The sequence below is a fragment of the Methylobacterium sp. CM6244 genome, from assembly GCF_054817885.1.
Map to the genome: position 1 here is coordinate 3,249,458 of NZ_CM139247.1, position 13,589 is coordinate 3,263,046.

5 protein-coding genes and 3 pseudogenes are annotated in these 13,589 nt (G+C 64.7%); 1 reads left to right on the forward strand and 7 read right to left on the reverse strand.

What is annotated here, in order from left to right; translation table 11 throughout:
• Positions 1-13: 13 nt before the first annotated feature.
• The 5 genes from ACYQML_RS15190 to ACYQML_RS15210 all read right to left on the reverse strand — a co-directional run bounded on the left by ACYQML_RS15190 (position 14) and on the right by ACYQML_RS15210 (position 10,392).
• A complete protein-coding gene (locus tag ACYQML_RS15190) occupies positions 14-700 on the reverse strand; it encodes a hypothetical protein (protein WP_461233263.1) in 687 nt (228 codons plus the stop codon).
• Positions 684-3,719, reverse strand: coding sequence for a hypothetical protein (locus ACYQML_RS15195; RefSeq protein ID WP_461233264.1), 3,036 nt, complete (start codon positions 3,717-3,719; stop codon positions 684-686). Before ACYQML_RS15195 ends, ACYQML_RS15190 begins: the two co-directional genes overlap by 17 nt.
• 232 nt (positions 3,720-3,951) lie before the next feature.
• Positions 3,952-4,863, reverse strand: a complete 912-nt coding sequence (locus tag ACYQML_RS15200) for a hypothetical protein (RefSeq protein WP_461233265.1) — start codon at positions 4,861-4,863, stop codon at positions 3,952-3,954.
• A 29-nt stretch (positions 4,864-4,892) separates the two neighbouring features.
• Entirely contained in the window at positions 4,893-7,490 is a 2,598-nt protein-coding gene (dpdF, locus tag ACYQML_RS15205) for a protein DpdF (protein WP_461233266.1), read from the reverse strand.
• Positions 7,491-7,500: 10 nt separating this feature from the next.
• The gene (locus ACYQML_RS15210; protein ID WP_461233267.1) at positions 7,501-10,392 is read right to left on the reverse strand and encodes an SNF2-related protein; all 2,892 of its coding nucleotides are present in this window, start codon (positions 10,390-10,392) and stop codon (positions 7,501-7,503) included.
• A 1,284-nt stretch (positions 10,393-11,676) separates the two neighbouring features.
• Between ACYQML_RS15210 and ACYQML_RS15215 the strand changes: the two are divergent.
• A pseudogene (locus ACYQML_RS15215) lies at positions 11,677-11,970 on the forward strand (transposase); the annotation flags it as partial.
• Between the two features lie 327 nt (positions 11,971-12,297).
• Here the strand turns inward: ACYQML_RS15215 and ACYQML_RS15220 are convergent.
• Both ACYQML_RS15220 and ACYQML_RS15225 read right to left on the reverse strand, forming a co-directional pair.
• Positions 12,298-12,912: pseudogene (locus ACYQML_RS15220) on the reverse strand (IS110 family RNA-guided transposase); the annotation flags it as partial.
• Positions 12,913-13,158: 246 nt separating this feature from the next.
• Positions 13,159-13,587 (reverse strand): annotated as a pseudogene (locus ACYQML_RS15225) (DNA cytosine methyltransferase); the annotation flags it as partial.
• Between the last annotated feature and the right edge of the window lie 2 nt (positions 13,588-13,589).

Consider the following 13,589-nt stretch of genomic DNA (forward strand, 5'->3'; position numbering starts at 1 on the left):
GACGTGCCGGTCCTTAGAGTTTGACCCGGAGAAGGTCCCAGACGCCCGGATGGGAGTCGAGAAACGCTATCACGGCAGGCTTGTAAAGGTCGCGCGGGTCAGCCCGGCCCTCCGCGGCCGCGACCATGAAGCGGCCCGCCTCGCCCTCAAGACCGAGGTCGCGCACCGCCGTACGCAGGGCTTCGAGGCGCTCGCGCACCTTTTGGGCGGCTGCCGCCGTGGTCGGGGGCGAAGTTGCAGCGGTGTCAAAGGCCTGAAGGGCACTCGACAGCCCCGCGGCACCCGCGAGACGGGCCTCGTGGCCGACGCCGGCCAAGACACCGTAGTCCCGCTTGGTTGTATCGACAAACGCTTGCCACCGGTCACGCAGGGCCTTGCGGGCAGCCCGCACACCGTCGCCGATAGTAATCATGAGATCGTCGCCGCGCTTCGACCACGCCTCCTCGGGCTTGCGCTCCACGTTTCGGCGCATGCGCCGCGCCGGACCAACTACTCTTTGGGCGGCAATCCCGACGGCGGCATACTCGTCGCGGCCGGTCACCGCCGTGGCGTTGCGGGCCGCTGAAAGTAGGTCCGTGGCATCAGCGGCGCCGCGCTCAACCGCTTCACAAAGCTTGGTAAGGCCGCCGACCACGTCGGCGTGTCTCTCCTTGGTGGGGATGCTCTCCAGCTTGGCAACGAGGTCAAGCAGCTTCGACATCTTCATCACTTTCCGGTTCGTCCATCTCGGCCTCAGCCGCCACCGCGGGGGTGGCCACGGCCGCGAGGTCGTCGAGGCCGCGCTTTAGGCGGTCCAACAGTTCGTCTGGATCGCCGGTGGCGGCGATGCTTTTGAGCTTCGCTTCTACTGCTCTTCGGACAGCCAGGAGGTAGCCTGAAGTGACCTTGAGGGCGTGGCGAGCGTCCGCGAGTACCTCAGCGTCGAAAGTGAGAATTGTCCGGTCGACCTCCGCAGCGACCAGGGCCTCTGCTTGGCGCACAGCGGCGGCGAGCGTCGCCTTGCGATTAGAGGCCGCTAATCGGCCGGGCATCGACGTGGCGCCGGTACTGTCGTCAGGCAGGGTTGTTCCAACCATGCCATTGTTGGGCAGGAGGCTGTCCTTAAGGGCGAGGTCTTCCCGGAACAAGCGATCGAACTCAGGGGACGGTAGCACCTGCCGGGTAGCCTTCTGCGCTTGTAGCAGCACGCCTACGTCGCGGAAGAAGGTAAGGTAGGCCACGCTCAAGCCGCCGATCGTTCCGTTTGCAAGATATCCCTCCAACGCGAGTCCGCGTTGGATGTCACCCAGACAGTCCTCGAGCGCGCTGCGCTCGGCCGCGAGCGCAGCACCCAAGCCTTCCCAATTCTTCAGACCGTTCAACCCGACGTAGCGAGTTTGCCAATGTCCCCCGTGATACCCAGCAGGCAATGATTCGACGGTCGCCGCCTCGCGCAATCGAGGAAGCGCTTCCACCACCGGCCATGGGTCGATAAAGTTGCAGCGGCCCCCACCCTGCGGGATGTCGAGTTCCTCAAATAGGAACTCCCGGGCCAACCGGCGGCGCTCCCTCAGATCGTTATAAAGGCGCCCGAGTTCGCTTGACAGTGGTCGGGGGACCGGGAGATCGCTGGTTTGCAGCAGTGCTTCGAGCGCCGCCGGCGTGTCCTTGGGAAGGTCGGAACCTCGCTCCACTACCGCAGCGACGCTGAGCAGGCGCAGGGCCGCCGCGACCGGCGCGCCTATGTCAAGGTCAGGCGGGTCAATCGAGGCGAGCACCCGGCCCTGGTTTCGGCGCAGCCAGCGCGCGACGGTGCGCTTGTGGATCTCAGCGTCAGGCTCAAAGTCCCAGGACTTTCGGCCCTGGTACTCGAAGTGTGCCAGCGCGACGAGGAGGTCGCGCGTTTCCTCGCTCCGCGGGAAGGTGACAAAGAAGCTCCGTGTCGCGGCTCGACCAGCCATGCCATCGATGTCGATGATGCGGATGTTGTCGACCACAACTGCTGCCCGAGCGCGCGCTGGCGGAGTGCGGGCTTCCTCAAAGGGCACGGCGCCGCGGACCAGGTTTAGGAGCAGGCGCTGCGCCTCCTGTGGCGCCTGAAGCACCTCCCCGCGGCCGAGCCATCCCTCGAGTTTGGAGGCGAGGGCCGCGATGCGTGGTTCGACGGTCAAGGCCGCGGGCTCGACCGAGTTCGGCTCAGTCTTCTTCCTCGGCGGCGGGGGGGTGGCTACTTTGGCTGTGAAGGCCGGCAAGCGGAATGGCCCCAGGAAGGGCTGAAGGCGCCCGGCTGCCTCGCCGGCGGTGTCGGCACTCACCCAAGCCTCTGCGAGGAGCTTGAGGCGAGCGACTTCGTCGCCTGCCCAACCTCCAGTGTAGGTCTGACGGAAGCCAGTCCAATATACCGGTTCGTGGACCTTCAGCGGTAGGTTCGGGCGTGCGGGTAGGCTCGCGTCCAAAGTATCTATAGCGCGCAGCACAGGGTCCACCACGAAGTCGAGGAGTCCACGAGGGGTCTTTTCAACACGGGCACCGCCTAAGTCATCAAGATTAGACAGGAGGCGGTGTGCGACGGCCGGCGCGAACGGGAACAGCCCGACCATCACCGGACCCTCAGCCCGCTTTTCCTCTCCCCTTTCTGAGAGGTCGACGGCACCGAACGTCTGGTGGCACTCTCGCTGGACCGGACACTCGGAACAGGCACTAAGGGGAACGTCCGTTCCGGGCTGGCGGCGGGCCACAGCCACCGCCGTTACTGAAGGCTCAGCAAGGCGGGCTGTGTTAAGGTAGCGGGCCACGAACCGGTCTATCTCGTCTCCGTCGTCGCGCCATGTCGTCGTCTGAGCGTTGCCTAGGGATAAGATCATATAAGCGCGCTGCTTCTGATTGGCTGGAAGAGCATCGAATACGCCCTCCGTCATCCCAATAACTGAGGTCAGCGGGCAGAGGCCTGCATCGTTCTGCGGCTCGAACGCATTAACCACTTCCCGGTCGAGCACCGACAAGGTCGAGACGTCCTCAATGAATACTGCGAGACGTCGCCCCTCTGCCTTCAGTTCTGCACGGATGCGGTTGAAGATCTGTGCAAGCTTGGCGTCGCCGAGTCCCGTGACTTCGCTCAGCGCCGAACGGAGCACCCCGTTGCAAATCTCCGCTGCCTGGGGCGGGTAGCTCGGATCATCGAGGAGACTGTCAATCAGGTTGACTACGTTGCGGCTGTTACGATCCACTGCCCGTAAGCGGACATCCCCGACGATGAAGTCCTCCGGCCCGAAGGCCGGGGCTTCTTCGCGATCGCGAACGTCGCTCGGATCGGTGAGACGCTGGATGGATCTGTCGACGGCGCCACCGTTGCGGCAAAGCCATGTCGCGAATCCCTCGGACCGGAACGCTTCTGGCAGGTGCCGAAGATCGCGGGGTAACTCCTTTGCGCGCCGCTCGTCGCTCCAGCGCACGCCTAGTTCAAGGTGCATCGCCCCGGCAAGCTTCTGACGTGCCTCCGCCTCTGTGATACGCTCGATGGCGTTACGTACAGGGTCGAGGTAACTCTGATAGGCTTCGGGCAACTGCGCGACAACCTGCTCTAGGGCATCGCGGAGGGACCCAGACCGGCGTTGCACCAGCACCGGAAGGGCAGTGCCGAGGCCCGCCTCATTCGTGGTCGCGGCGGCGTCGAAGCGAAGCTTGAGCCAGTTCACTAGGTGCGACTTGCCAGTCCCCGGCCCGCCTTGAACCAGAACCATGCTTTCAGGCCGGGCAGAGGACGCCAAGCGTAGGAACACCTCCTCTTCCGACATAGCTCGACGCGTGATTGCGTCTGTCAGATGGCGCACCGGAGCATGGCTAGCCAGAAAATAGTGCGTGCGGGCACGGTCAACCAGGGCGGTGCCGGCTATGGCCGCGGCGCTGCTACTCGGCGTCCAACACGGAGCACCGAGGCGTTGCGGCGATTGTACCTGCGACGCTCGGGGAAGATCATGCTGCATCGCGGTTCTCCTGGTCCGCTTGGGGGCCGGGCCACTCGATCGCGTGGAACCGATCGGAGCGCAAGCGGTCCCCGTCCCGTGGAGGTTGGGCGTGGCTCAGGCTCCAACCGGGGGTATCGGCGGGGCAGTCGAGTTGAATAACTCCGTCGAGGTGCAAATCCACCAGCGCGTGGGCGAGGGCAGATGTGCAGCGCTGCTCGCCGACGCTGCGGCCGTTCGCAGCGCGTAGGAAAATCCAGCCCCCGTCGAGTTCGGGGCATTCCTGCGCTAGCCGGGCCATGAACGCTGCCGCGTCGAGTCGCACCACTCTGAAGCGCCGCTCGCCCGCCCCGGCCCCGAAGATCGCCGGCAGCCGTCGCCGCAGCCTCTCGTAAGGATTCGGCTGGAAGCTGTCTTGGCTGTCGTGCCAGCCCAAGCCCAGGTAGCGAAGCCAACGCCGCAAGCCTGTGTACTTGGTGGCGTTGAAGCGGTCGGGAATATTCTCGCCGCCGAACACGTCGCGCCCGAATTCTGCCTCCCAAAATGCGCCACCGCCGCTCTTCGCTTCTCCACCGCGCGTGATCAGGTAGGAGTAGAATAGAGCGAGGTAGGGCTCTAGGTCGAGGTTCGTCAGCACTTTGGTGTCGAGAGTATCGAGCAGCAAATCGTGAACAGGCCGGCGGTCGCGTGAGGGGACGTCTAGGCGGAGGCCGCCCTCCTTGTCGTCCACCAGGAGACCTAAGGAGCGGGCGGCGTTTATTGCAACGCGGCCTTGGCGGCTGCTGGGGGTCACGCCCGGCAGGGACCGGGGCTGGACGAGACGATCGAGCACCTCCAGGGTAACCTTTCGATCGCCCATGTGCCGCACCAGATCGATGACGGCTTCGAGGCGGGCGGGCGTGACAGGCTGGTCGGTGAACATCGCTGGGGTCCGTGCAGAATGGTATGGGGCTAAAGACCTTGGTACCAGGCATCAGGGCTTGGAAACGGGCGCGCGCCTTCAGAAGTGAGCGGGATGCGTCCATTCGAATCGCGAACTGAGGAGGCTTCGCAAAAGAGGTGCGACACCGCGCGGCCGCGGCGGATTCTCAGGAGGGTCGGGTCCGGCACCTGCGGATGGATGCAGATTAGGTGCTCATTCGGTTCGATTCCGAACACCTGCGACAGTTCCCCTTCGGGCCCCTCGATCGCGCCCGGGGCATCAAGTCGATAAAATGCCGGTCCATTGGGAGCGAACGCCCGGCCCAGAAGCGCCTTAAAGCGAGAATGCGCTGCGGCAGGGCAGGCGAAACGCCGGATGCCCCGCTCAATAGCGACACGCCGCAAGAGGCGCACTAGTTCCTCGTCGCCACCGGGTGTCCCGAAGGCGGGGGCGTCTAGCACCACGCTGAGCGTCGGCAAGTGGTCCTGCTGCGCCACCGGCGAGTCAAGCCTCGGCGCGACAGCAGGGGTGCGCCCGCCGTCCTTGCGGCAGACCCGGCATCCACCGCAGGCGGGTTGGACGCCCTGGCCGTACTGGCGGCGCAGTACGCGGCAGGCAGCAAGGCCGCCTCCTCCGACGTCGAGGTGGGCGGCCATGTGGTCGAGGCCGCGCCTCCCCAAGGAGAGCTCAGCCTCGCGCTGATCGTGTACTAGTTCCGCCACGTTGTGGGACCAGCCCGGGAACCGCAACTCGGCGCGTACCCATTCCGCTGTTCGGGGCTCGCCCGCAGCATCGGTCACCCGCTCGTAGACCAAGTCGAGCAGGTTTAGGGCTCCTGACCGTAAGAGTAAGAGCAACAGACGCTTGTTCCAACGCACGTTCTCTTTGAACGAGCGCCGCCCCATCAACTCAGCGTGCTTAGCCTCGGTAGGCAGGTCGAACACGTGTCCTGCCACCTCGGGAACAGGTCTGGCGCCCTCCCACATTGCTCGCCAGCGCAGCTGTAATTTTTCGTCCCCAAGCAAGGTGGGAGCGAGTTCCCGCGCCACACGGCGGTCGTGCGGGGTGGGCATGAGGAGACACACCGAGGAGGCACCGTCTCGCCCGCCGCGGCCGACCTCTTGATAATAGCGATGGAGATTTTCGGGGTGGCAGGCATGGATCACGGTGCGGACATCAGGCTTGTCCACCCCCATGCCGAAGGCGCTCGTAGCTACCATGAGGTCGACCCGATCATTTCGCCACGCATCGACGAGTTCCCGCCGACGGCGGCCCGGGGTATCGCCGTGGAAGCAAGCTAATCGCCTATAGCCGGCCTCGCTCAAGCGCGCGAGGAACCGTTCGGCTTCGGCGCGCTCGGTGACGTAGAGGATGGCCGGGCGGGGCAGTCGGCCCAACGCTTCAACGACGGCTTCGTCGCGGCGGTCATTCTCCTCGAAAAGCCTGGCATAGTAATCCATCTCAGGGCGCAAACGCTGGGACACGAACTCGCGCCATGCCTGAGGCTCTACAGGAGAGGATTGGGGCGCCTTTGGGTAGGATCGCTCCGGCCCGAACAGGTCGCGTAGAGCAAGGCGGCACTCGGGGGTGAAAGTCGCGGAGAGCAGGTAGGTGCGCAGCCTCCCCTCGGATGCCGCGAGCCAGCGCCGTCGCAAGGCGCCAAGCATCTGGAAGTCCACCCGGAAGCTCCCACCCCAAGCGTCGACAATGTGAGCCTCGTCAATCACGAGATGTTCGAACCAGCCTGCGCGGGCACCCTCCTCAAGCGCGCCGCGCAGGCGGCCGGACACACAGGCCTCCGGCGAAGTAAACACGAGTCGGCAGGTGCCGGCCCGGGCAGCGGCGACGAGGGCATCCGCGTCCTGGTCCGCGTCGCCGGCAGCGAAGTAGCGGGGATCCAGTGCCGCCGAAGCCGGGCCGAATACCCGGCGAGCACTGTGCCAATGGTCAATGGCGAGCGCCACGGTCGGCACAATCACTACGGTCAGCCCCTTGGAGAAGCGCGCTAGCAACTGAAATACGAGGCTCTTACCAGCCCCCGTGGGCAGGCCTACGAGGGTGGTCGACCCGTCCGGCGCAGCTAGGGCCGCCCATGCTGCTTCCTTCTGGGCGAGGGAGTGCCAGTCCCGGTGCCCTACGAGCGATTCGAGCCAGGGCTCGCCCGGCACTCCTTCATCGGGACGGCGTACTAGGGGCGGCCCGTCAAGGCCGCGATCAGCGTCGACAGCATTCTCGGCAAGCCAAGCCGGAGCGAACGCCTCGGCGACAAGGCGTCCTGAGGGCGTGACCCGCACCCCAGCCGCGGCCATGGCGGGAAGCAGCGCGGGCGCGACAGCGCCTACATCCGGGGAGTGCTCACTCCAGCGCACCACCTGACGTAGAAGGACGCCGACGTCGAGAGGGGGGTCCTCGCCGGCGGGCGTGTCTGCCAGCGCGACTAGAAAGCGCCACTGCGCGGTGGCCGCGGACCACGATTCGTCAGGCCGGTTCGGCAGGGGCCTGCCTATTTGGCCCGTCCTCACACCGGCGAGAAAGGCATTATGCAGGTCGACCGGTTGGGCGGCGTCCTCTGCAACACCGGCTCCGACTAGGACGACCTGATTCTCGTTAATATGGCTAACGCCCATAGTGGCCTCCTCAAGGATTCACGGCGAGGACGCCGATACCGTCGAGTTCGACGACCCAGTCCGCGAGGGCCCTGCGGTAGTTCGACAAGGCTTCGACCTCTGCGGTCGTCACCTCGTTCGGGCCGTCCTGTGACATCTCCGTCCGAATCTGGCGCAGTTGCTCCGCCACTCGTCTATCCTCTGCCTGCACGAGGGGGGCAAGGCGGGGCTGGAGCGCAGCGCGTAGGTAGAGCTTGGCCCGCTCCTCTGCAGCGCGCAGGTACTTGGGCCAATCAGGCACGCTGCCTGCGATGACGCCCTCCAATCGCTCGGGACGGAGGTCGTCCCAGGTCCTGCCCCGGGTCTCGGGCCGGCAGGCTGCCCGCAGCGCGAGGTAGGTCGCCTCATTGACTGGCTTTAGGGCTCCAAGCGGGAAGACCACCGACCGCCGCCTAGCCCCAATTACCGTCTCCGCGCGGTTCGCGAGCCCGGGGACCTTTGAAAGTCCCTCGCTGTTGGCCCTTAGGGTCATTGCGAACTCTACTACTACTGCCGCCGGCAGGCGCGGCACCAGGCACCCCACTGCGTAGCTGCACCCGACGGACTCAATGCGCAGGAAACCCGCCACTGCGTCGAATAGGGGGTTGCCGGGGGCAAAGAACTCTACGTCGCGCCGGGCGCGAGCAATGTCGCGCCGGAACGTGCCGACGCGGCGCGCGAGGGCGTCACCGTCCCTAGTTCGTCGCAGGTAGGGGAGACCGCCCCCGCGGACGTCGTCGGGCTGGAAGCGCCATAGCCCCTGCGGCGTACGCTGGTCGCCGTGGGCACCGACAGACTTAGGAGTGGCGATCTGGCGAAAGTAAGCTACGAAAGCTGCTTCGACTTCGGCGTCAACGCCCTCGTCCGCGGGCTTAAGGAATGCCGAGGCCGCATCGGCTTGAAACGAGGCTTCATCAAGAAGGGCCTCGCTCTCATCGCGGGCACGCTCTTCCTCGACGCGGAGCCGAAGCGATCGGGCAAGCGCGCTAAGCGTTCCCGCTCCGGTTCCCTCGGCCCCGGCCGCAATTGCGGCGTCGACCATCTCGTCGTGCAGGCCGCGTAGGGCGAACTCTGCGCCGCTGACCGAATGCGTAAGCACCCCGATTCCCGCTGGACCGAGGCAGTGCAGGAGCCCGGCTTCGAGGCCTGCCTCGTTTGCCACGACGTGCGAGACCACCTCTGGATGCGTTCGGCCAAGCCGGTCGAGGCGGCCGATGCGTTGCTCAACTAGCCCAGCCTGCCAGGGCAGGTCGACATGTACGATCTCATCAACGAATTGGAAATTGCGGCCCTCGCCTCCGCTCTCATCACAGACGAGCACGCGCACGCCGGCCTCCACGCGGAAAAGACGAGCGGCTTCCTCCTTGGCTCCGTCGTCCATGTCATAGCGGAAGTCTGCCACGACGGAGGCGCCTACAGCGACTTTCAGGGACTGGGTGATCGTAGCCGCCAGTCCAGGATACCCGGCAAAGACCAAGATCTTGCCGACGTCAGCGGCGAGGCGTCCGCGCACCAAGTCCGCTACGGCCCTTTCTCGTCCCCAGGACGCGTCGGAGCGGGCCCAAGTTCCGACTGCGCTCTCGGCTCGCGCCAGGCTATCGCGGTCGAGGAACGGTCCCGACAGCGCGTGCATAATCCTGCCGAGGCGCGACCATGCCGCATAGCCGGGGCCAAGGGCCGCGTTAAGCAACTCGATCTCGTGAGGCGCCACGTTGGCAGGATCAACAGGCGTGCCTAAGAGGTCGCGCAATAGCAGGGCTACGCCTGCAGGTGAGGCAAGCGCTTGGAAAAGCGTTCGGGCCAGGGGACGGGCGACGTTGAGAGGGAGGCCTCTGGCGACCGCGTCTCCCACCAGTTTCTCCACAGCCTCGACCGCCTCAAGCTCCACCTGATCCGGCTTGTATATGTGAGTTCGGAGGCTGCGCGTCACGACTGCGAGACGGTTCTCGGCCACGAGGCGTTGACGTCGGTTGCGCAGGATGCGGCGGTGAATGCGATAGCGATCGACGACAAGGTTGCGCAAGTACGCCGCAGCCTCGGCCATCGTAGGTGGCGTCGGAGTAGGCGGGTCGTCAGACCCCGTTTTCAGAGCCGGTGGGGCGGTTTCAGCGGCGGTCGCTATCGCCTCAAGGGCGGACCGCACACGCCGGTCGTCACGCAATAACGGTAGGTCCGCGAGACGCTTGGCTTTTTCGAGCACATCGGCGGGCTTTGCTTCGCCCGCCGCCAAGGCGTCGAGTTCCGCTCCGAGCCGGTTTAGGCGGCGACCGATTATCTCCTGATTTGCGTAAAGCTGGACGAAGCGTTCGTGCGCGTCCCTCGCGTTCGCCGAAGCGCCCAAGTCGGCGTCTGCTGCGAGACCGTACCGGGTCGGTTCGAGCAGGGCCAACAGCTTAAGGAACTCGGTCTCACGCCTCCGCGCCGGGATGGCACTGAGGAGAAGGAGATCGCGGGCCCCCTCGGCCAACGCGCGAACCATGCTGTATAGGACGGGCGCGTCGACGAGGTGGTGGGCCTCGTCGACCACCACCATATCCCAGCGGCCGTCAAGCAGTGCGTCGCGCAAGGACCCCACTGCAAGGCCTGTCGAGGCGATGAGGCGGGTCCAACCCGATACGTCGACGGACTCCGGCGGGTGGAGGTCAGCGAGGCGAAAGTCCTGCCCCCCGAACGACGTCGCCATTTCCGTGAGCCACTGCCGCACCAGCGGCCCAGGCGCCAGCACGAGGACCCGGGCCCGGGGATTGCGAGAGAGGAGGTCGTGGATAACGACGCCGGCCTCGACAGTCTTGCCCAGACCAACCTCGTCCGCAAGAATGTACCGTCGTCGGTGGTCCAACACGACCGTTCCTGCAACGAACGCCTGGTGGGGATGTAAATCCACGCGGCCAGATAGTAGTGCCCGCAAGCCCCCGACCTGGGCGGCTTGACGATTCAAGGCAGCAGCCAATTTCTCGCGGGCCGCAAAAGCCTCAAATGGGCCAGCCTCGTAGCTCCCGAGCGCCCCTAGCGGCGTCCGGACTCGCGCCGAGCCCACCGGGGTCAGGTCAACTTCGCTTGCGTGCTCGGTCAGTCCGTCCTCGTAACACACCGAGTACCGCCGCGGCCCGGAAGAATTTTCAACGGGTACGGTCGACTGCACGACGCACAGTCCTTGTGGGCCTAAGGCCAGTTCGTCTGTGGTAAGTGAGGCGCGGCGCAGGACGCCAGAGCGGAAGGCCTCCATAGAGAATACAACGGATCCCCCCCGTTCCGGAAAGTTCACAGCTAGGCCCCGCGCCGAAACCTCGGCAACTTTGCCGTATCCTAACAGCGCGTGTGCCACGAGGAATCCCCTCACGGTCGCCCCCTACCGTAAAAGCCCGTCGCCCCTGCGTACGTAACGCATGCAGGGACCGAGCCGTATTAGGCATGGGCTAGCACGGAGTGGCAGGCAGCGGGAGTTCTTCTTCTGGCTCGTCGACTTGGACGGATTGAGTCTGCTGCCACGCTCTTGCTGCATCCTGCGACTCTGCGGTTACAGGCCCCGCCTCCATCCCCTTGGAGTCCTTGTACTGACCCGGTCTGGGTAGGGATGAAGCACAAAATCCAGAATAGGATAGATCTCTGTCGAAAAGTATTTATGAACAAGAAGTAGCGCTGTCTGATCGCGAGCGTCCCCTCCATCTCTAAATGATCCTGGCCTTCTGCAAGGCCGATTGGAGCCGGGCTGCGCGCAGTAAGAGCAAGTTCGGCTAGGCGTTCGCTTCCTTGCCTATCGTAATGCGCGCTGGAACTTGGCACGTCCGACGGCCGCATGCCTTTTTATTAAGAACCCTGATTAATGGAGCCAGGACTCGACAAATCTAGATTACTTCCCGCTTGTCTTGCTCACAGCGTACCGCAAGCAGATTACGACGCGAAGGAAACGTGCACACAAGACACGTTTCCATTCGATCAGGTTGGCCAGGAGTTGCTGCGCCATGCGGATCCTTTCCGGCCGCCTTTGGAACCGGTTGTGCAAACGGCTCGGTCGGACGGTAACAGATCCAGGCGACATCCCGCTGCCACCGCGACGGCAACTGGATGCGTTCGCGAAGGAAGACGACCGCCGGCACCACTAGGGCCTGTCGTCGCCTGAACCGATTGGCGGGGCTTGCGTTTTGTCTTTTCAGATCAAGGAGGGACGATGCTAAACGATGCGCAGTGGTCTGAATTGGAGCCCCTGGTTGAGGCCTGACGGCCCAAGGCCAAGACGCCACCGCAGAATCTGCAGCGCACGCTCTCGGCGATCTTTTGGCGGCATCAGAATGGTGCCAAATGGCGGGCTATTCTTGAGGAATTGGGTCCGTGGTGGCGCGCGGCGCAGATCTTCATCCGCTGGTCCCGTGCCGGCGTTTGGGAGCGATTACTCGGTCTCGTGCAGGAGCGGGGCATCCACCTCGGGATGGTGTTCCTCGACGGCACGAACGTGCGGGCACACTAGAAGGCGGCGGGAGGTGCCAAACGTATGGCCCGCCCCGTCCGCAAGTGGCTTATGATCCGCTGGTCTGAGCAGTCTGCATAAACGTATCCGGCCTTCCGGCGCTGCCGTTGGCCAAGATGGAGATCCGCGCGTCCTGGTCCTCATAAAGGGGCCGGCGTCGAGCGCCATTTTACGCCAGAGGGTTCCAGAACACCGATCGACTGTCAGGCCATCTTCCTCTCACCGCTCGCAGACATCGGAAGGCCGACGAAGGCTTCGCCGACCAAGCTCAATTCAGGCAGCCACCGCCGCCGGCTCATAGACGCGTTCGTGGCGCAGCAGCGCCTAGACGGTCTGGGCCATTTTAGCCGCCAGCGCCACAACGGCGGTGTTGGCGTGCGCCCGCGCCAACAGGCCCCGTAGCCACTGGCCGATCCGCGTCTCGCTCTTGCGGAGGATCGGCATCGCGGCCCGTGCACCCTGGATCAGCATTTTGCGCAGGTACTTACTGCCGCGTTTCGTGATCCCGAGGAGGCGTGGTCGTCCACCAGTGGTGACCTGACGCGGGACGAGGCCGAGCCAGGCCGCCAGATCACGTCCGCGGGCGAAAGTGCCGACATCGCCGATCGCCGCGACCAGCGCTGTAGCATTGAGTGCACCGATGCCCGGGATGGTGGTGAGCCGGCGAGCGCTCTCGTCAGTCCGAGCCTGTTCGGCGAACTCTGCGTCGAGTGCTGCAATGCGCCCATCGACGGACTGCCAGCGTTCACGTACATCCGCCACCAGGCTACTCATCCGTGGTGTGAGGTCTGAGATCGCCTCGGTATCGAGCAGACTTTCCAAGCTGGCGGCGAGCTTGGCGCGTCCCTGTGGGACGATGTGACCGCGCTCCAGAAGGATGGCGCGGATCTGGTTCATCAGGGCCGTGCGTTCGCCGACGAGCTGGTCTCGCACCCGGTTCTGTTAGGCGCTCTTAATCTCAGCCCGGAGCTTATGACCCTGAGACATTGGACTTGTGCGGAGATGGAGGCTGCCGACCGTTCAGAGGCCCGAACGCTTCGCGGCATCGAGCTTCTTGAGGTTCAGGCCGGACATCTTGCCGATGAGCTTCGTGATCGCTGCCTCGGGGTTTCAGACAGCCCCGCACGGCGTGTCCGACACCATGTTGGCGACGGTCGATCTGCGAACGGGAGCCTCGCCCGGATTCTACCAAATCCAACGTTCAACCGTACGCCGGTCGAAACCGTAGACCGCGCGCACGAGTAAATTCGGATGCCTGGGTTGGACCGGGACGTCGAGCTTGAGTTCCTGACGGATGCGGCCGAACCGCCGGACCACGATCACAAATACTCGCGGGCGCGACTGCGGAACACAGTGGCTCGCGTCGAGGACAATCGCACCGAACCGATACCCGAGTTCGCTCAACGCCTGACCGACCGTCGCGAAGTCCCTATCTCCGTTTCCCGTCAGCAGACCGACGACGTTCTCGAGGACGATCATCCCGGGTGCGCGCTCGTCCTGGAACAAATCTCGGATGACGCGCGTGAACGCCCAGAAGCTGCCTGACCGCGTCCTGCATGCGTATGCCTTGCTGCCGAGACCAAGCCCGTGTTCGGCTAGCGACAGGTCTTGACAGG